Origin of the sequence: Magnetofaba australis IT-1, from assembly GCF_002109495.1 — a bacterium.
GTDB lineage: Bacteria > Pseudomonadota > Magnetococcia > Magnetococcales > Magnetococcaceae > Magnetofaba > Magnetofaba australis.
Genome location: NZ_LVJN01000015.1, coordinates 129824 through 149742, shown reverse-complemented (window position 1 = coordinate 149742; position 19919 = coordinate 129824). Strand labels below are relative to the sequence as shown.

18 protein-coding genes are annotated in these 19919 nt (G+C 61.3%); 6 read left to right on the top strand and 12 right to left on the bottom strand.

Going from position 1 to position 19919, the window contains the following annotated elements:
- Positions 1-205: 205 nt before the first annotated feature.
- Both MAIT1_RS02960 and MAIT1_RS02955 read right to left on the bottom strand, forming a co-directional pair.
- Positions 206-1390: a hypothetical protein gene (locus MAIT1_RS02960; RefSeq protein ID WP_085440599.1), complete on the bottom strand. Its 1185-nt coding sequence runs from the start codon at positions 1388-1390 to the stop codon at positions 206-208.
- Positions 1387-2757: a hypothetical protein gene (locus MAIT1_RS02955; protein WP_085440598.1), complete on the bottom strand. Its 1371-nt coding sequence runs from the start codon at positions 2755-2757 to the stop codon at positions 1387-1389. The genes MAIT1_RS02960 and MAIT1_RS02955 overlap by 4 nt, the downstream gene beginning before the upstream one ends.
- A gap of 219 nt (positions 2758-2976) precedes the next feature.
- Here MAIT1_RS02955 and MAIT1_RS02950 point away from each other — a divergent pair, with 219 nt between their 5' ends.
- The 5 genes from MAIT1_RS02950 (at position 2977) to MAIT1_RS02930 (ending at position 9430) form a co-directional block, all read left to right on the top strand.
- Positions 2977-4452 (top strand): TIGR03013 family XrtA/PEP-CTERM system glycosyltransferase, encoded by a 1476-nt coding sequence (locus tag MAIT1_RS02950; RefSeq protein ID WP_085440596.1) that lies wholly within the window; start codon positions 2977-2979, stop codon positions 4450-4452.
- A 198-nt stretch (positions 4453-4650) separates the two neighbouring features.
- On the top strand, positions 4651-6261 hold the full coding sequence (locus MAIT1_RS02945; protein ID WP_158089274.1) for an XrtA system polysaccharide chain length determinant: 1611 nt from the start codon (positions 4651-4653) through the stop codon (positions 6259-6261).
- Between the two features lie 43 nt (positions 6262-6304).
- The gene (locus tag MAIT1_RS02940) at positions 6305-7159 is read left to right on the top strand and encodes an XrtA-associated tyrosine autokinase (protein ID WP_085440592.1); all 855 of its coding nucleotides are present in this window, start codon (positions 6305-6307) and stop codon (positions 7157-7159) included.
- A 46-nt stretch (positions 7160-7205) separates the two neighbouring features.
- Positions 7206-8345, top strand: coding sequence for a non-hydrolyzing UDP-N-acetylglucosamine 2-epimerase (gene wecB / locus MAIT1_RS02935; protein WP_085440590.1), 1140 nt, complete (start codon positions 7206-7208; stop codon positions 8343-8345).
- Between the two features lie 212 nt (positions 8346-8557).
- Positions 8558-9430: an XrtA system polysaccharide deacetylase gene (locus tag MAIT1_RS02930; RefSeq protein ID WP_085440588.1), complete on the top strand. Its 873-nt coding sequence runs from the start codon at positions 8558-8560 to the stop codon at positions 9428-9430.
- 225 nt (positions 9431-9655) lie between these two features.
- Here the strand turns inward: MAIT1_RS02930 and cowN are convergent, their stop codons facing one another.
- The 4 genes from cowN to MAIT1_RS02910 form a co-directional block, all read right to left on the bottom strand.
- On the bottom strand, positions 9656-9937 hold the full coding sequence (gene cowN / locus MAIT1_RS02925) for a N(2)-fixation sustaining protein CowN (protein WP_085440586.1): 282 nt from the start codon (positions 9935-9937) through the stop codon (positions 9656-9658).
- Between the two features lie 140 nt (positions 9938-10077).
- Positions 10078-10686 carry a Crp/Fnr family transcriptional regulator gene (locus tag MAIT1_RS02920; RefSeq protein ID WP_085440584.1) on the bottom strand — a complete coding sequence of 203 codons (609 nt, stop codon included), beginning with the start codon at positions 10684-10686 and terminating at the stop codon, positions 10078-10080.
- A 116-nt stretch (positions 10687-10802) separates the two neighbouring features.
- Entirely contained in the window at positions 10803-11693 is an 891-nt protein-coding gene (locus tag MAIT1_RS02915) for an ATP-binding response regulator (protein WP_158089273.1), read from the bottom strand.
- An 89-nt stretch (positions 11694-11782) separates the two neighbouring features.
- Complete coding sequence (locus tag MAIT1_RS02910; protein ID WP_085440581.1) at positions 11783-12004, bottom strand: hypothetical protein; 222 nt, start codon at positions 12002-12004, stop codon at positions 11783-11785.
- A gap of 224 nt (positions 12005-12228) precedes the next feature.
- Between MAIT1_RS02910 and MAIT1_RS02905 the strand changes: the two genes are divergently transcribed.
- Complete coding sequence (locus MAIT1_RS02905) at positions 12229-13761, top strand: SulP family inorganic anion transporter (RefSeq protein ID WP_085441209.1); 1533 nt, start codon at positions 12229-12231, stop codon at positions 13759-13761.
- 501 nt (positions 13762-14262) lie between these two features.
- On the opposite strand, the gene MAIT1_RS02900 is transcribed toward MAIT1_RS02905, so the two are convergent.
- From MAIT1_RS02900 to MAIT1_RS02875, 6 genes are all read right to left on the bottom strand, one after another.
- Positions 14263-15306, bottom strand: coding sequence for an IS110 family RNA-guided transposase (locus MAIT1_RS02900; RefSeq protein ID WP_085440579.1), 1044 nt, complete (start codon positions 15304-15306; stop codon positions 14263-14265).
- A gap of 234 nt (positions 15307-15540) precedes the next feature.
- A complete protein-coding gene (locus MAIT1_RS02895; RefSeq protein ID WP_085440577.1) occupies positions 15541-16557 on the bottom strand; it encodes a YncE family protein in 1017 nt (338 codons plus the stop codon).
- A 214-nt stretch (positions 16558-16771) separates the two neighbouring features.
- The gene (locus tag MAIT1_RS02890) at positions 16772-17764 is read right to left on the bottom strand and encodes an NAD-dependent epimerase/dehydratase family protein (RefSeq protein ID WP_085440575.1); all 993 of its coding nucleotides are present in this window, start codon (positions 17762-17764) and stop codon (positions 16772-16774) included.
- Positions 17761-18522, bottom strand: coding sequence for a nucleotidyltransferase family protein (locus tag MAIT1_RS02885; protein WP_085440573.1), 762 nt, complete (start codon positions 18520-18522; stop codon positions 17761-17763). The genes MAIT1_RS02890 and MAIT1_RS02885 overlap by 4 nt, the downstream gene beginning before the upstream one ends.
- Positions 18523-18618: 96 nt before the next feature.
- Positions 18619-19233: a class I SAM-dependent methyltransferase gene (locus MAIT1_RS02880; RefSeq protein WP_085440571.1), complete on the bottom strand. Its 615-nt coding sequence runs from the start codon at positions 19231-19233 to the stop codon at positions 18619-18621.
- A gap of 31 nt (positions 19234-19264) precedes the next feature.
- Entirely contained in the window at positions 19265-19918 is a 654-nt protein-coding gene (locus MAIT1_RS02875) for a thiamine phosphate synthase (protein WP_085440569.1), read from the bottom strand.
- Position 19919: the final 1 nt, after the last annotated feature.

Sequence of the window (19919 nt, the reverse complement as noted above, 5' to 3'; positions counted from 1 at the left end):
GAAGGTTGGCGAAGCGTGAAATAACGGGAGCGCGCTGAAGCCGCCAAGTCGAAAATCGGGACATTTATGGCCCGATTTTCGGGGGTCTGGGGCCCTCGGCCCCAGCGGGGCGTGGGGCAGCGCCCCACGGTTTGGTCGTTGATCTTTGGGAACTCGAGGGCGCAGCCCTCGATATCTTAAATATTCACACATCCTTATCCAGGGTCTAATCTCCAGCATCCGCAACGGGACGCAGCCCCAGCAACCCCAGCGCAATAAGCCCGGCCAGGGGGAACACCGCCAGCCAGTTCACCAGCCACACCTCCGGCGCGCCATTCAAACTGACCCAGAACACCCCCAGCAGATAGAGCCACACCCCGTTGGCGACCAGGCGCCGCGCGCCCAGCCAGGCGGGGTCGACGACCGCAGGACGCCACAAGCGCCGGATTCCCGCCAACAAGAGCAACACAACAGCGGCCTGAGCCCAGACATTGCGCGCAACTTGGGTAATCAGCGCATCGGCCTGGGCCGAGAGCAGCCAACGGGCAAAATCCAACGGACGCTGGGCGATGATCTGCCACGCCAGCTTGCGGTAGTAGAGGTCCGCCTCCTGGTCTTTGTTGAATAGCAGCAGGTCATTGATCATCTGTTGCGACTTATCCATCTGCTTATGCCATACGCCATAGCGGATCCAGTTGAAATTGGAGAAGGGGCGCTCCAGCCCCTCTGCTTTACGCCGCTTGATCAACTCCGCCGCCATGGGACGAATCTGCTCTGTGATGGCGGGCAGCATCTCCTCTTCGAGAATCGGCGCAGCCACCGCCAACAAGCGCAGTCCGCCGCTGGGGTGGGAACCCAACCAGATGTGCGGCGCATTGACGCTCTGCAGAGCCAACATCGCCACCGGCGCAACCAGCAGCAGCAATACCGCGCCGCCACGCGCCATGGCTGTGCGCAACCATTGCGGACGTTGAGCGTCAGTGAGAGCGATGATGGGCAGGGCGATCAGCAGAAAGCCCCAATAGGGGTGATGGTACGCCGCCGACAGCGCCAGCGCCGCGGCCATGCTCCAGCCCACCCAACGGCGCGTGCCCATGCCCAGCCACAGCAGACCAATAGCCCCCGCGCCCTGGGCCAGCTCCACCGCCAGCGGCGACAACGCGTCCTCAGCATGGGGCAGCAGCAGCCACGCCCCCGGCGCGGCGGCGCAGGCGGCGATCCACCCGGGCAGGCCAAACGCCCGTCCACCCAGCCATAACAACCAGGTCACGCCCAGGTGAGGCAGCGCCAGAATCAGCGTGATCGGCTCAAAACTTTTGGCCGCCAGCAGATTGGCTCCCACCGCTTGCAACAGAGCCAGCGCCAGCCAGGCGCGTTCGCCCGTGGGGTGATATTTGGACGCCTCACTCATGGCGCGATCTCCTGGGAAACCGGGCGTCGCAACAACCATAAAAGCGTTGCCATGGCGGCGCTGGGCAGCAGCGCCGAGACGGCGTAGAGATAGCGTTCAATGGGCAACTCCACCAGACACACCAACAGCGCGCCGCTGGCGTAGAAGACCAGCGCCAACGCGCCCAAAGAGAGCGCCTCCCACGCGGGCGGCGGCATGGGTTCACCGTTACCCGCTAACGCCATGGAGACCGGCGGCGCAGCCAATCGCGCTAACGCTGTGACCACAATCAGCAACAGAATCACCTGCACCATGGGGCTGATGCGCAGCACCCGCACCACGCCGCGCGCATAGCCCATAATCACCCAACGGGCGTAGTCGCCAGGGCGCAACGCAATAATCTCATGAGAGAGCTTCGCCAACAGCGCGTTGGCCTTGACCCGGCTGTCGCCGCTCTGCGCCAGCGCCGCAGGCCAACCGATGCGGTGCACATAGTCGTTATATACCTCCGCCGAGGGGTTAAACGCCCCCCAGCCGCGCACCGGCTTGGGCATTTTGCGCGCGGCGCGTTCACGCAGCACCGTTTGCGCCAGGGGCCGGACCTCCTCCGAAAGCTGCGGGACCATCGACTCATCCAGCAGTGACGCGGTAATGCCCAGGGTCTCGCCTCCGCCATAGGAGACCAGGCCAAAATGGCCCACCGTCACCGCGCGCAGGGTCATATACAACAGGAACGGCAGCGCCATAGCCAGAGTCATGCGCCACAACATCCCCCAAAAGCCGGGACGATAACGCATCTCCTCGACGTCAAAACGTTGCCCAGCCCAGCCCCAGAATGCGCCGACGACGATGCCAAGCGGCGGCAGAAACAGATAGGCCGGACGCACCAGACAGGCAAACAGCGTGGTCAACGCCGCCGCGACCCACCATGCGCCGCCGCACGCCGCCGCCAGCAGCATGCACGCCACCGCGATGAGGGCGAAGGAGAGTCCCGGCGCATCGGTGAGCATGGCGTCGCCGAACAGACGGATCTCATCGGCCATCAGCAGCGGGGCCGTAATCAACAACCCGCGCAACGGCGTGGCGCCCCAGGCGCGCAGGGCGAAATAGAACAGCAACGAAGCAACCGTGTGGATGCCCCAATGGATCCCCGGCAACCAGTCGAGCCCGCCCGGCGTCATCTGCGCCAGCACCAGAATGAACGGATAACCTGGGGTGCGCGGATGCGCCAGGATCTCGCGCCAGGAGAGCTGATCGAAGCCCAGATACCCCCGCGAATCCGAGAGGATCTGGGTGACAAACCCCGCCTGGTCATAGCGCCCCCACAGCAGCAGCGCCAGAGCCAGTAGAAGCAGGGGCGCCAGCGCGCGCGCAAACGAGCTCTTCATGCGAGGGACCTGGACTTTGCGCCAAGGGCGGAGGAGAGTGGTGTCAAACGAATGAACAATGCAGCCTCTGAACAGACGGATTGCGGTTGATTTCCCGACGATTTGGCTCAATCATAGCGCCGCAACGGCGCGCCGACAATCCAATGCGCGCACCAATGCTGCGCATACTGTTAAGAGCATTGTGGCTCACAGCGCGCGCAGCGTGGAACGACCGGAATCATGATCCGCATTTTCAAGCACTACATCTCGCGCTGGTCGCTGCTGTTGGTGTTCATCGAAGCGATGATCTTCACCGGCTCGGTCTATATTGGCGTCAATCTCCGCTTTTTGGGTGAAACCCCCGGCCCGGAGGACGCCCACGCTGACCTATTGCTGCCCCGCGCCGCCTTCTTTGCCGCCGTCATGCTCATCAGTATGACCGCCACCGGACGCTATCAACGCCTGATGGACGAGGGCATGGCTGGCGAGGCGCTCAGCGTGGGGCTCTCCTTTATCATCGGCCTGGTGGCCGCCAGCGTGCTGTTCTATGTGCTGCCGGACCTGTTCATCGGACGCGGCGCATTTGGCTATGCGCTGGCCGCCGCGCTGCTGCTGACCTTGACCGGACGCTGGCTGTTCTACCGGTTCCTACTCGACGCCTCCCTGCTCAAACGGCGCATTCTGGTGTATGGCGCCGGCGAACGCGCGCGCTTGGTGGAACAGCTGGATAACGCCGAAACCCATAACGATATCCGCGTGGTGGGATTTTGGCCCATCCCCGGCGAGGCGCAGCACGCCCACCCCTCGCGCGTGGTGGCCCAGGGCGGCGACCTGCTTAGTTGGTGCCGTCGGCAGTCGATCCATGAAATCGTCGTCGCCTGCGACAACAATCTGCCGGATCTGGCCGCCTCCTCCCTGCTGGACTGCAAGGTCAATCGCATCAACGTCATCGACCTGCCCAGCTTCTTCGAGCGCGAACAGCGCATGATCAATCTGGACGTGCTGGGCAATGCCTGGTGGGTGTTCAACTCCGAAGGGGTCACCCGCAGCATGATAGAAGACTCAGCGAAGAAGGCGTTCGACATCATCGTCAGCCTCATCGGCATCATCGTGCTGTCGCCGGTGATGGTGGCGGCGGCGCTGGCGGTGCTGATCGAAAGCGGCGGGCGCGGGCCGATCTTCTATCGTCAGGCGCGGGTGGGCTTTGGCGGACGCATCTTCCATGTGATGAAGTTCCGCAGCATGCGCACCGACGCCGAAAAGGACGGACCCCAATGGGCCAGCCGCAACGATAGCCGCGTCACCCGCGTCGGGCGCGTGATTCGCAACACCCGCATCGACGAGTTACCGCAATTCTTCAATGTGTTGCGCGGCGAAATGAGTCTTGTGGGCCCACGCCCGGAGCGCCCGGAGTTCGTCGAACTGCTGCAGTCAAAAATTCCCTATTTTAAAGAGCGCTTGCGAGTCAAACCGGGGATCACCGGTTGGGCGCAGATCAAATATGGCTACGGATCCTCGGTGCAAGACGCCGAAGAGAAGCTGAAATACGATCTCTATTATGTAAAAAATCATACACTTTTCTTTGATTTACTGGTGCTTGTCCACTCCGTGGAAGTGGTGCTGTTTGGACGCGGCGCCGAACAGCCCATCACCCCCAAAACGCCGACCCAGGAGGCCTATTCCCCCTGGCCGCCGGATGACAATCCCAACCGGTGATTGTCCAGGGGTATACTCCGCCCGGGAATCGGGATAGAATCCGCAACTGATCTTTTGCCCGCTTTTGCAAAATTGCTGAACGCATAGGGTCCAACCGCGCCAATTTCAAGAAGCGCGGAGTATATGTCGTTGCGCGCTGGCGGTGGGATACAGGCCGCTTCACGCAACAGAAATAAAACCGTCACAAAAGCGCAGGCGATGCAGGAATTCGGCATACGCGAACTCTACTATCAGGTCTTCACCCACCTGCGGGGCATGTGGCGCCATCGTTGGCAAATGGTGGTGGTCGCTTGGTTCGTCTGTGTGGGCGGCTGGGGCGCGGTCTTTATGATGAAAGACCACTACATCGCCCGCGCCCAAGTGGTCATCGAAGATCCACAACAAGACCTACGCCAGCACCTGCGCGACATGATGAAGGTGGGCTTTGACGTCACCTCCGAAGCGCGTCGCATCCTCAATAACCTGCGCCGTCCTGAGACCCTCTCGCGGGTGGTGCAGGAGACCGACCTCTCCCTTTCGGTGCATGACCAGCACGACCTCGAAGAGGTGATCTCCAAACTGCAAAGCCAGTTGGTGGTCGCCCCGGTGGGCGGCAACCGTTCGCTCTACACCATCTCACACCGTCATACCCGGCCAGAGATCACCCAACAGGTGGTTTCCGCACTGCTGAAGATCCTGATGGAAAACTCAGTGGAGGGGGTGCGAAACAGCCATTTGGAGAAGGCGCGGGTCTTCTTCGAAGAGAAAGTTACCGAATACAAGAACAAAATGGCCATGGCGGACCTGGCGCTACAGGATTTCAAACGCCAGCATCCCACTGTGCGCCCCGGCGAGCAGGGCGACTACTACTCGCGTCTGTCGCAGATGCAGACCAAAGCGGAGAACACCCGCATCAAACTGCGCGAATTGGAACAGCAACGCCAAGCGCTCGCCAAGCAGTTGGATGAGTTGTTGCGCGATAACGCTCCCGAGCCCATCGCTGCGGAATCCAACAGCTCCGATCTGGACGCCGTCACCGCCCAACGCATCGCTGGGCTGGAGGCCAAAGCCGCGCAGCTGCTGGCTCAGCACTACATGCTGGGGAGTGAAAAGCGCTACCTCTATAACGAAGAGCACCCCGATATCATCGCCCTGCGCGGTCAAGTGGAAACTCTGCGCCAACAGGCGCTTGAGAATAAACAACGCATGCGCGAAATGGCGCGTCACCCCTCAGGCGGCGAGATGGACCTGAACAGTAACCCGGCGGTGCTGGAGCTTAAACGCGAGCTCAGCCGCCTGGAGGCGCAGGTCAGCTCCACCGTGGCGCTGTACCGTGAATACACCGAAAAAGTGGACAGCATGCGCGCCAGCGAGGGCACCATTCCCGGTCTGGAGGCGGAGTTCATGCGCTTGAAGAAGGCGCGTGATGACATGCAATTGCGCCTGAATGAGCTGATGAGCAAACAGGGCGAAACCCAGTTCACCGGCGACGTGGCTGAGGATCTGTCGAAAAAGGTGCGGATTCTGATCAAGTCGGCGCCGCGCCTGCCAGTCAAGCCCGCCGGCCCCAATCGCCCGCTGTTCCTGTCGGTGGTGTTGGGCGGCGGCGTGCTGGCGGGCATCGCCATGGGGCTGTTCCTGTCGGTGATGCGGCCCGTGTTTGACAGCCCCTCGGCGCTAAAGAAGGAGTTGGGGCTGCCCGTATTGGGCACTGTCTCCATGGTGCAGGAGAGCGGCGGCAAGGCGTTTTTCACCTCGCCATTGGCGTTCATCCTCGCCTTCATCGTGCTGCTGGGTCTGTATGGCGGCGCTATGTCCATGACCCCCTAACGGAACGCCTCCGCCTGTTGCCAAAACCGAACGGAAATCGCGCATGATTGACGAATCGACCATCCGTAAGCGCGTGGCGCTGGACTTTGAAAAGCTCAAGGCCAAGGGGATTCTCACCCCGGATGTGGGCCGCGGCATGGTGGCCGAAGAGTTCCGTATCATCAAGCGTCCCCTACTGCTCAACGCCACCGGCCAGGGCCCCAAGCGGGTCCCCAACGGCAATATGATCATGGTCACCAGCGCCTTCCCCAAGGAGGGCAAAACCTTCACCGCCATCAATCTGGCCATGAGCTTGGCCGCCGAGATGGACAGCACCGTGGTGCTGGTGGATGGCGACGTGGCCAAACCCTCCGTCTCGCGCATCCTGGGGTTCAAATCCAAAATCGGCCTGATCGATCATCTGCTGGGCAAGGTGGATCACTACTCCGAGTGCCTGATCAAAACCAATGTGCCCAAACTAATGCTGTTCCCCTCGGGGCGCCGTCACCATCACGCCACCGAGCTGCTCGCCTCCGAGAGCATGCGCCTGCTGTTGCAGGAGTTGGCCAGTGATCCCGACCGCATCGTGGTGTTCGACTCTCCGCCGCTGCTGGTCACCACCGAAGCGCGAGAGCTGGCCCGCAACATGGGGCAGATCGTCATGGTGGTGGAGGCTGAACACACGCCGCAGTTCGCCGTCAAGGACGCCCTACAGCATCTGGAGAATCTGGACATCGTCGGCCTGATCCTCAACAAAACCCGCTCGCGCAGCGGCAGCGGCTACTCCTACTACGGCTACGGCGGTTACGGCGGCTACGGCTCCTATGGCGGCTACGGCTCCTATGGCGGCTACGGCTACGGTCAGTCTGACAACCCGGACCATAAAAAGAGCTTTTGGCAAAAGCTGTTCCGCTCATAATCCGCGTCACCTCATAACGCGCGAGACAGCCAACGGAAACGAGCTGATGAACGATACGGCCCCTATTCTCTGCATCGTTGGGGCGCGCCCCAATTTCATGAAGATCGCCCGTCTGATGCCCGCCCTGGCCGCTGGCGATGATGGCCTGCCGGTCAAACTCCTGCACACCGGCCAGCACTACGACGCCGCCATGAAGGCGTCCTTCTTTGAACAGCTTCGCATCCCCGAACCCGACATCGACCTGGGCGTGGGCTCCGGCACCCACGCCGAGCAGACCGCGCAGATCATGCTCAAACTGGAGCCGGTGCTCGATCAAATGCAGCCGCGCGCGCTGCTGGTGGTGGGCGACGTCAACTCCACCATCGCTTGCGCCCTGGTGGCGGTGAAGAAGGGCATTCCGGTGATCCACGTGGAGGCGGGCTTGCGCAGCAACGACCGCGCCATGCCCGAGGAGATCAATCGCGTCCTCACCGACCAGATCAGCGATCTGCTGTTCACCACCGAACGCAGCGCCGAGGAGAATCTGGCCCGCGAGGGGGTCGACCGCAAGCGCGTCCACTTTGTCGGCAACGTGATGATCGACACCCTGCGCCACCTGTTGCCGGAAGCCGCCACACTGGAGAAGATTACGCAGCACTTCTCCGAGCCGCCGCCATTCTCGTTGCAGGAGAAGGGCTATGCCCTGGTCACGCTGCATCGCCCCTCCAATGTGGATGATCCAGCGGTGCTGGAGCGTCTGCTCACCACCCTGCGCACCGCATCGCAACGCATTCCGCTGATCTTCCCGGCGCATCCGCGCACCCGGGGCCGCATCGATGCGGCGGGTCTGTCGCATCTGTTGGAGAACGCCCCCATCTGGGTGCTGCCGCCCATCGGCTATCTGGAGATGTTGGGCTTGATGTCCCGCGCCAAGCTGGTGATGAGCGACTCCGGCGGCATTCAGGAGGAGACCACCGCGTTGGGCATCCCCTGTCTGACTCTGCGCGAGAACACTGAGCGCCCCATCACCATCAGCGAAGGGGCCAATCAACTGGTGGGCAGCGATCCACAGAAGATCCTCACCGCGCTGGACGACACCCTCACCAGCGGCGGCAAGGCCGGGCGCATCCCCGAAGGCTGGGATGGCGCCGCCTCCCAGCGCATCGCTGCGGTGTTGAAATCCTGGGCGCGGGGCGAAGAGGTATAAATTCGTTCCCCCCGGGGAATCTGTTATGGGTGATTTAAGATATCGAGGGCTCCGCCCTCGAGCTCCCGAAGGTCAAAAACCAAACCGTGGGGCGCCGCCCCACACCCCGCTGGGGCCGCAGGCCCCAGACCCCGAAAAATTGGGCCATAAATGTCCCAATTTTCCACCTTTACGTCTGCGCTCTCCCCTAGCCTCTTCGCAGGTCATGGAAAATGGCGAACACGTCCACACCAAATACCCATCCAATCAACGCCTTTACCGTGGATGTAGAGGATTGGTATCAGGTCTGTGCGTTTGAGGATCGCGTGGACTTTGCCGACTGGGCGCGCTACGAACAGCGCGTGGAGATCGGCGCCGAACGCATCCTCACCCTGCTGGCCGAACGAAACATACACGCCACCTTCTTCACCCTGGGCTGGGTCGCCCAGCGGTACCCAAACCTGATTCGCCGCATTGTGGAGCAGGGTCACGAACTGGCCAGCCACGGCATGCGCCACACCCGCGTCATCACCCAAACCCCCGATGAGTTCCGTGACGACGTGACGCGCGCCAAAGGGGTTCTGGAGGAGATTGGCGGCGTGGCCATCACCGGCTATCGCGCCTCCACCTGGTCCATGCACCCACAGACCACCCCGTGGGCGTGGAACATCCTGGCGCAGAGCGGCCACCGCTACAGCTCCAGCCTGCAACCGATCCGCCACGATCTCTATGACGCAGGCGATGCGGCGCGGATTCCTCATCACCCCATAACGGATGGCGTGGTGGAGATTCCGGTGGCGGTGGCGCAGTGGGCGGGGCGGCGTTGGGCGTTGGGCGGCGGCGGCTGGTTCCGGCTGCTGCCATATGGCGTGTTTGCGCGGGGGTTACGTTATTATCACGCCCAGACCGGGCGCCCGGCGGTGTTCTACTGCCACCCGTGGGAGTTGGATCCCGAGCAGCCGATGCTGCCGGGACTTTCGGCCAAATCGCGCTTTCGTCACCGGCTGAATTTAAAGCGCATGCAGCCGCGACTGGCGCGGCTGCTGGATGATTTCGCGTGGGATAGGCTGGACCGTGTTTACGCAGACTCTATCGGGTCACGCTAAACCAAAACTGCACTGAACGACCAATATTTGCGTGACGTAGGCCCGGCTTGCGCTGACTATTGGCCGCCGACCAGTCGGCGGCGGGGTCTGGGGGCCGCGCCCCCAGCGGGGTGTGGGGCGGCGCCCCACGGTGTGGCTCTTGATCTTCGGGAGCTCGAGGGCAAAGCCCTCGATATCTTTCATCTTCCAAAAGTCTGAGCGGAATCGCCGAAACAACACACCTGCCTAGCAGCACTCCTGCTCGATATCCCACAACACCTTTTGCATTCCCTCATCTTCACGGCTTTCGAGGAAGCCGTAGAGGGCGTTCATCTGCGAGCCGATGAAGTAGAGATCGTCCTGCCCCATTTTACGCATGCCATCGAACTTCTGCGCGAAGTAACCGCGCCATTTGGAGCCCTCGCCCTCTTCCTCCACCATCTCATAGAGACGTTGCATGAACCGGGTGGCCCGCTCCTCACAGTCGAGGCCAGTAAAGGTGATATAGCGATCTTTGTCCTGCGCCACGGCGCGACTCCTTCTGCACAAAATTTCACACAATGATACGGCGCGGATATGGCGAAAATCTCTACGCGATGCTCGAAGAGTTTCGCACCATATCCGGGCAAGCCGCGCAGCAGTATAGCGGAGAGAAATGGCTCCGTCTGTCAGCCATCTGACAAAAGATCGCCTTTTTTCGCCAGAGCGTCAGGGTCGAGGATTTCCAAACGCTGGCGCTCGGGGCGGGCGATAATCCCATCCTTAACCAGTTGATTAAGCAAGGTGGAGAGGGTTTGGCGGGAGGCCCCCAGCCGGGTGGCCAGCATCTCCATGGTGTCGGCGACGGCGATAACGCGCCCACCCTGACGGCTGGATTCGGCCAACAGAAAGCGCGCCAACCGCCCCTCTACCGAGTGGAACGCCAGCCCTTCGATGCAGTCGATGCTGCTTTGCAGCAGTTTGCCCACCTCACGCAACGCCGCCATGGCGATGTCGGGCTGGGCGACGATGAGAGCGCGCAGTTGCGCCATGGGCCAAGCGAGGATCTCGGTGGTCTCCAACGCCTCCACCCACACCGGCGCATGGGTGACGAAAATGCCCCCCGGCTTGAGTTCACCCAAGGTCTGTTCGCGGCTGACGCCCAGCAGGTAGATGCGCGCGCGCCCGCTCTGCAGCATGAACACCAGATCGTCACGGGATGACGGATCGCTGATGATCGCGCGGGGTTCATAGCGACGCCGCTGGCCATCAGGCAAGGTGTTGGCGAGTGGCAGCATGGGGACTCCAAGAGGTGGATGCAGCAGAGCGCCAAACGGCGCCTAAGAGCGTCATTATATCACGCGACGCCCGCGTAATGCGCCATGCAGAACACGGGGAGCGCAGAGGGGTGTGCTTAGGGCGCTGCAGAGAGGCTCACTTCGGCGATGACATGATTGCCCCGACCCTGGTAGGCGATGCGCGTCAAGCCCCCGGCGGCGGCCATGGCGATGCCGCGACCATTGGGATCGAAGCCCCGACTGGGCTCAAACTGGAGGTAGCGCTCCCACGCAAACCCCTCCCCTTCATCCATGATTTCAATGCGCAGCAAGTCAGGCTCCCGTGCAAACGTCACCACCACATCACGCTTGGAGTACTCCGGCAGGGTCATGCGCCGGGCGATCTCATCCGCCAGTCCCCGGCTGATCAGCAGCTGCTTTTTCTCGTCATAGGTAATGCCCAGATTGCCATGCTCCACGGCATTGATGAGCAGCTCGCTCAGTCCATTGAGCACCCCCATAGGGTCGGGACAGACGCTGGCCAGCAGCGCCGCGACGCCTTCAGCCTGGGCGATGCTGCGGAAACGGAACTGGCAGTGATCGATCAGTTGAATGGTGTCCTGGGTGCGCTTCAGTTCGTCGTGGTAGCGCCGACGCAGGCGGCCATACTCCAACGCATAGTCCACCGTGGCGAGGATGGTCTCGCTATGGAACGGCTTGGGCACGTAGTGGAAGGCGCCCACCGCCATGCCTTCGGCCACCGCCGCTTCATCATCCTTGCCGGTGACGAACACCACCGGAATGGAGGCGATCTCCGGCGCCGCTTTCAAGCGTCGACACACCTCAAATCCATCCAGCTGGGGCATCATCACATCCAGCAGGATCAGGTCGGGATCGCTCTGTTTGGCCTGCTCGATGCCGGAGGCGCCATCCTGCGCCACAACAATCTCATACCCGGCTTTGCGCAGAATGGTTTGCAACAGCGTCAGATTGTCCTGATCGTCATCGACCAGCAGAATGGTTTCCATGTCCCTACCCTGCATAAGCGTGAAATCCGTCGTCATCAACCCGATACCATAACAAATTCCTCATAAAATTATGGCTATAAAAGAAAATATCACTCTGCCAAGATCTGCTCAAACAATGATGCCAGCTCCACAATAGGCGCGATCGCCCGGATTTCCGCGCGACTGGCAGGCCCCTCGTCACGGCAGGCGCGCGGTTTTTCGCAAACAACAAGAAACGCATGTAGCAGGCTGCGCGCAACTCTGAGCACAGAAAGATTGTCGCCGACCAGATGGAATTCACAACAGACTAAAATCAAATAATAAACAGCCATCCCTATCGCTACGCCAGCGTCACCAGATAACGTTATTTGTGAAATCGACCCCCACCATTCCCTGCAAAAATCTCTATTTTAATCTGACAATCCCCTTCTCATCCTGCGTCTAAACAGGTAGACTGCCGCGCTCTATTGTGGTTCGCCCGCCTTGCCGCTTTCCTGTTGTGCCCCCGATAAAGAGGTTTCCCATGTTTGCCCAACTGCTGGAGCGCATTCGTCCCATCTTCCGACTGGACGTCAGCGCCGCCCCTGCCAATGCCAAAAACGACCTCCTCAGCGGCCTGACCGTGGCTCTGGCCCTGGTCCCCGAAGCGGTCGCCTTCGCCTTTGTGGCCGGCGTGGAGCCGCTGGTGGGGCTCTATTCGGCCTTCATGGTGAGCATCATCACCGCCGTGGTGGGCGGTCGCCCGGGCATGATCAGCGGCGCCACCGGCGCCCTGGCGGTGGTGATGGTGGCGCTGGTGCTGGAGCACGGCATCGAGTATCTGTTCGCCACCGTGGTGCTGATGGGGTTGATTCAGATCACCGTGGGAGTGCTGCGGTTGGGGAAATTCATCCGTATGGTGCCCCACCCGGTGATGCTGGGCTTCGTCAATGGCTTGGCCATCGTCATCTTCCTGGCCCAGCTCAAGAGCTTCCAGGTCAGTGACGGCGCGGGCGGCTCCCAGTGGCTGGCGGGACAACAACTGTACATCATGCTGGCGCTGGTGGCGTTGACCATGGCCATCATCCACTGGCTGCCCAAACTCACCAAAGCGATCCCCTCGGCGCTGGCGGCGATTCTGCTGGTCTCGGTGCTGGTGATCGCCCTGGGGGTGCAGAGCCGCACCGTGGGCGATATGGCCTCCATCGCCGGCGGCCTGCCTGCGTTCCACATCCCGTCGGTTCCACTGAACTGGGAGACGTTCACCATTATCACCCCCTATGCGGTGATTCTGGCCGCCATCGGCTTGATCGAATCCCTGCTCACCATGAGCCTCATCGACGAATTGACCCAAACCCGTGGACGCGGCAACCGCGAGTGCGTGGGCCAGGGAAGCGCCAACATCGTCACCGGCTTCTTCGGCGGCATGGGCGGCTGCGCCATGGTGGGTCAGAGCATGATCAACGTCAAATCCGGCGGACGCGGTCGCCTCTCCGGCATCACCGCCGGGTTCATGGTGCTGATGTTCATTCTGTTCGCCTCGTCGCTCATCGAGATGATCCCCATCGCCGCTCTGACCGGGGTGATGTTCATGGTGGTGATCGGCACCTTTGAGTGGTCGAGCTTTCGCATTCTGAGTAAGATTCCCCGCGCCGACGCTTTTGTGCTGGTGCTGGTGAGCGGCATGACGGTGGCCACGGACCTGGCCATTGCGGTGGTGTGCGGGGTGATCGTCTCGGCGTTGGCGTTTGCCTGGGAGCACGCCCGTCAGGTGCGCGCTCATGCCTATGTGGACGATACCGGAACCAAGGTCTACGAACTGGATGGGCCGCTGTTCTTCGCCTCCACCGGGCGTTTTCTGGACCACTTCAAACCGGATAACGACCCCGAGCGCGTGGTGATCGACTTCTACGGCTCACGGGTGATGGACCACAGCGCGATTGAGGCCATCGACACCGTGGCTTCGCGTTATATTCAGGCGGGCAAGGAGTTGAAATTGCGACACCTCAGCCAGGAGTGCCGCAACCTGCTGAACAAGGCGGGGGATCTGGTGGAGGTCAACCTGGACAAGGATCCCAAGTACTGGGTGGCCGACGACAAATTGGCGTGATGGGGTAACGCGAAACTTAGCTGAATTCAAAATTGGGCAGTGGTGATTTTGAAGATGAAAGATATAGTCGCTAGCATTCAAAAGTGCACATATGGGCGCTGAAAGATATCGAGGGCTACGCCCTCGAGCTCCCAAAGACCAAACCGTGGGGCGCCGCCCCATGTATGGTCCGCTCCGCCACGGCAAGAGAAAATGTCCATGTATGGTCCGCTCCGCCACGGCAAGAGAAAATGTCCACTGATGTGTGAGGCTTAGTCGCGCCCATGTATCCGGCCTGTTGATGAGGGGCTTGTCGCCCTCTGGCCCTGATGGAATTTGCGCGTGGCCCTCCTCAACACACCCTCGGCCTCTATGGGCCCTTGGGCGAAACAGGTTCTTGACCACGCAGGGCTATGCCGTTTCACGCCATCAATCTCGACTCTCTCTCGCAACCTGGCTGGTGGGATCTCTTTCTCTTTCCTTATCGGCCTGTTTTTCTTTTAGAGTTGTATTGCGCTCTCTCTACACAGCGGCGCTGGCCCCATAGGCCTCCTGCTTCACCAGCATCGCCCACGCGCTGCGCGCCATGCGGTTGGCCAGCGCCACCACTGCTCTATTTGCGCCGCGACGTTCCGACACCGACACTGCCCACTGGCTGCGGCGATCCGGCTTGTTTTCACACACGCGCAAAGCCGCCCGCGCCCCATGAATCAACAGGGTGCGAAGATAACCGTTTCCCCGCTTGCTGATCCCCGTCAGCCACGCCTTGCCCCCTGTGGAGTGCTGATTCGGAACCAACCCTATCCATGCCGACAGCTCCCGGCCATTCTTAAACGCCCGCACATCCCCCACCGACGCCAACAGCGCCGTCGCCGTGATCGGTCCCACTCCCGGGATCGTCATCAGCAATCGACACTGCGGCTCCGCCTTGGCCAGCGCCTCAATCTCACGCTCATATTTGCCGATGCGCTCATCCAAATGCGCCAGCTCATCGCGCTCATCCTCCAGAATTACGCGAAAATTGGCGCTCATTTCCGAGCTCTCATCACTCAAAATCAGCACAATCGCCCGCCGCGCCTGTTTGATGCTCTTGGGAAAGACAATCCCATACTCGGCAAGCAGTCCGCGAATCTGGTTCACCAACGCCGTGCGGTTCTTCACCGCCAGACTGCGCACCCGATGCAACGCTAGAATTTCTTGCTGGGCAACGCTTTTGATCCCCACAAAACGCATATTCGGACGCTGTACCGCTTCACATATCGCCTCAGCGTCCACGCTGTCGTTCTTGTGCCGCTTCACGTAGGGCTTCACATATTGCGGCGCCATCAAACGCACATCATGCCCATATCCCTGAAATTTCCGCGCCCAATGGTGGGCGCCGCTACTGGCTTCCATCCCCACCAGGCACGGCGGCAGTTGCGCCATGTACTCCAGGAGCTCGTCTCGTTTCAGTCGCTTCTTGAGAACGCTTTTGCCGCGCGCATCCACGCCATGCAACTGAAACACGCTCTTGCCCAGATCAATACCCAGTACCCGTACCTGTCCGTTTTCGATATGATTGCTCATGGTCCGCTCCGACTCCGTTTAGATGGAAAAACACACCACCATCTTGGCCCATTGCGAGGCCGTTTGGGTAGCGGAGCGGACCATTCCATTACACCCCGCTGGGGGCGCGGCCCCCAGACCCCGCCGCCGACCAGTCGGCGGCCAAATAGTCAGCGCTAGCTCAACCAACGTCATGCAAACATTGGCTGTTCTTGCAGTTCTGACTTCGCTTGGCGAAAGTATTGGAACGACGAATTACGCCGACTTCGGCGCCGGGGCGATGGCGTGGATGGCGCAGCCCTGCTCAGTGGGGAAGAAACCGCTGATGTCCATGCGCGAGATTTCGCGCTCAAAATCCCGATCAAACTCGACGATCCAACTGGGATCGCTGGATTCGCGCAGACGGGTAAAGCCGGTCAGGAAGCTCTCGCCGGTCCAGTGCAGACCGCGTACAAACGCGGGCATCTGGCCCAACGGCTGATGCACCACCTCCCCCGCTCCGGTGACCCAGCCCGCCGAGTCGCCGCGGGATTCGGTCACCACGATGCGGTCGTCCACAAACTGTACGTCATGGGTGCCCAGGAAGCTGTCCGGCGGCGCCACAAACTCCGCCTCCAGCGTCTCCGGATTAAGACGGATCACCGCCCCGCCCAACTCCTCGAACCAGTGGCTGGTGGTCACATAGAGCTGGCCATCCGCCGGGTTCCACACCACATCGTTCAGATGGTGCCGCCGGAAGCCGGAACGGCTCTTGTGCAGCGCCCGATGCTCCCCCTCCACAAAGGTCAGCGGACGCTCGGCCAGACGATCCCCAAACAGCGGAATGCTCTCATAGAAGGCGCGTTGCGAAGCGGGTTTGTGTCCCGCCAGCAACGGCACATCCGGCCCCCAGCGCCAGATCAACTCAAAGCTTTCGGCATCAAAGCACAGCACTGCATCCAACGAAGTCGAAGCCACAAACAGGCGCTTGCCATCGGTGCTCATGCCATGCAGATCGGCCATGTTCGGGTGCGAAAAGGCGTCCACTACGGCGAACTTTTCGTAATCGATCTCGGCGATAAAGTTCCACATGGCCACGAAAACGCGGTTGCCGATGTGGGTCACGCCATTGATTAGCGGCGCCATGAAGGCGCTGTCGCTGCGGAATGAGGCGGTGGGAATGCGCAGCTCGCGAATCACCTCTTTGCGCGCCCAGTCGATCTCCGCCAGCACCCCGCAGCTATGGCGCGGCTGTTCGTAACGTTCCGGCTTCAAAGTGACGAGGATGCGCATAATGGTATCTCTTTATTGGGGCTCTGAAATCACTTCGTTGGAAAATGAAAGATATTGAGGGCTGCGCCCTCAAACTCCCCTCACACCTTGGGGCGCCGCCCCAAACCCCGCTTAAGGGTCACAGACCCTTAAGAATCCCCGAGAAATCGCCTCTGGCGATTTCTCGCCCACAGACTCTTTCCCGCACACATTTTTGCTTCGGCGCGGGGACGGCTTAACGCCACGTCGCCAGCTTCCACAATTCGGAATCCGTGTTGCGATAGGCGTGCACAAACGCCTGGAACCACTCAATGGTGCGCAGCAGACCGGTTTCGAAGTCCACCTGCGGCTCCCAACCCAGAATCTCCTTGGCGCGGCGATTGTCCGCCGCCATGCGCCAGATCTCGGTGGGACGATCCGGCAACGCGCCAATCTGCAGCTCCGACGACGAGCCGGTCAGGGCGTGAATCTTCTTCACCAGATCGCGAATGGCGATCTCTTCGCCGGAGCCGATGTTGATGGTCTGGCCGATGGCCCCATCGGCCTCCCCCGCCAGCGCCATGCCCTCGGTGAGGTTGGTGACGAAGTTGAATTCGCGGGTCTGCTTGCCCTGGGTGGTCTTTACCGGACGCCCCTCCAGACACAGCTGGATCAACTCCGGGATCACCGCCCGCGCGCTCTGATAGGGGCCGAAGGCGTTGAACGGACGCAGGATCACGATGGGCATGCCGCGCTGTTCCATGAACAGCCGGGCGTACTGCTCGCCGCCATACTTGCCCACCGAATAGGGCGAGATGGGGTTGGGCGTCATGGTTTCGGTGAAGGGGAAGCCGGTCTGGTAGCCATACACCTCGGAGGTGGCGATGTAGACGAAGCGCTCATACCCCTCCCAGGTCTGCATCACATTGGCGGTGCCCTTGATATTGGCGTCCAGCGCCTCGTTGATGTGCAGAAAGCTGTCGCCGACGTGATTATACGCCGCCAGATGGAACACGATCTGCGGCTTGTAGTCGGCGATCTGCTTGAGGCTGTCCAGATTGCGCAGGTCGGCCTCGATGACGTGGACCTTATCCCACAGATCGACGATGCGGGCGTTATCGATGACGCTGTTGTACTTCACCGTCACCGCCACTTCGGCGCCGAGGTTGACCAGTTGCCGGGTCAGATGGGAGCCGATGAATCCGGCGCCGCCGGTGACCAGAATGCGCTTGTTGGCAAGACGACTCATGAGGACTCCGCGTAGGTGTAGTAACGGGCCAGCGCCTGTTCCGCCTCGCGATGTTCGGAGACGGTGTTGAAGGTGATCTGCAAGCCGTCATGACGGAAGCCGTGCAGTTGCCCGGCATCGATGAGGGCGCGCAGCCATCCCACCAACCCTTCGCCGTCGGGCAGCGCCAGCAACTCGGGGGTGATCAACTCCAACGCCCGGCGTTGGAACAGGAAACAGCCGATATAGTAGTGGAAAGTGGGCTTTTCGCGAAACCCCGAGACGGGTCCGGCGTGGCCATCGCCCACCGTGTCATCGGCAAAGTCCACCACGCCGAAGGGGTTGCGAATGGCGGCGGTGACGATGGTGGCGGCGCGGCTTGAGTCGCGATGGCTGGCCAACAACGCGCCAATATCCAGATCGATCATGGTGTCGCAGTAGGCCACCAGGGAGGTCTCCCCAGCGTGATCCCGCGCCGCCCACAGCCGTTGCAGCATGCTGGCGGATTCGCCCGCATCGGAGAAATTCAGCGTAATCCCCTCAGGCGGCATAGCGTAGTGATCGCGGATCACATCGCCGCGATAGCCAGTGCACAGAGTGATGTCGCGGGCGCCGTGGTCGCGATAGAAGTCCACCACATGGTCCAGCATGGGCCGACCATGCACCGGCACCATCCCTTTGGGGGCGGTGTCGGTGAGGGGACGCAGGCGCACGCCGGAGCCGCCGCAGAGGATCACCACGGGGATTTGGCTGAGGATGGCGTCACGCGCGGCGCTCATGGGCTGGCGGGGCTCCTACTGACAAAAAGAGGGCACAATCCCGCCCACTATAGAGGCGCGCGCGGATTGGCTCAATGGGGGGCGGGCGCAATCGCCTTACGGATAGAGACGCGCGCTAAAACTATCCGGCGTCTCATTGAGCCCTGGCACTTGCGGATCAGAATTGAGTTCGGCCCGCTCAATGCGCGAAAACCCGGCCTGAACGGCTATTTCCTGCAACATGTCGAAATCGTAGGCATACTTGTGCTGCCCGTCGCAGAACAGATAGTTGATGGCCTGTCCGATGGGCGTTCCGAAGCGCCGTGGATAGTCACAGCCAATCTCCCCACGCGCCACCTTCAACGCATGATTGAAATCGGGCAAGGTCAAACGCATGTAGCCGCCCGGTTTGAGCGTCCGCCGCACCTGTTTGAGCAACGTGATCGCTTCATCCACATAGAGATGTTCCAGCATGTGGCTGGAGTAGACCACCTCCACCGAGCAATCGGGCACCGGCAGTCCGGCGCGCAGATCCATCACAAAGTCGGTTCTGTGCTGGAAATTGATATCAAAATTAATAAAATCTTCCAGATACTTCGGCCCACACCCGAGCTGCAGGCCGCGTCGATTGGCATAAGCGCTGCGCACCCGCCAGCGGAACACCGGCATCAGCGCCTGGGAGAGCGGCATTAGGAGCATTTGATAAAGATTTTTAAACCGCTGATGGATCATCCCCGCCCCTCATGCGCCATCGTCTGGAGTTTCAAGCCTGCGCCCACAACCGCGTCGCCTGGGCCAGACGCCCGGCCCAGTCGTCACGCCACAGATCGCTGATCATGGCCGCCGACGCCACGCCGGTAGCGGCGATATCCGGTAACGTTTGCAGCGTGATACCGCCAATGGCGGTGAGCGGCAGATCCCCAGCCAGCGTCACGGCGTCACGCAATTTGTGCAACCCTTGATTGACCGGATAGGGGTCGTCTTTGGCCCCGGGGGCGTAGATCGGTCCAAACCCGGCGGAGTCCACGCCATCGGCCTGGGCGGCGGCAATCTCCTCAGGAGTGTGGGTGGAGGTTCCCACCAGTTTGCCCGGCCCCATCAATTGGCGCGCCACCGCTACCGGCAGATCGCTCTGCCCCACGTGGACCCCATCCGCCTGCAGAGCCAAAGCGATGTCCACGCGGTCATTGACGATGACGCGAATACCCGGCGCCGCCGCGCGCAAGGCGGCCATCCACGGCTGCGCGAAGCGGTGGAAATCGCCGCCATCCCCCTTGCCGCGCAGTTGCGTCACGCTGACGCCCAGCGCCGCCATCTGCGCCGCGACCTCACGAGGATCGGCATCAAAGCCGCTGCGGGCGATCCAGCCGGCGTCGATGATGGGATAAACCCCCCGAATAACCGCGCGGGCGTCCACG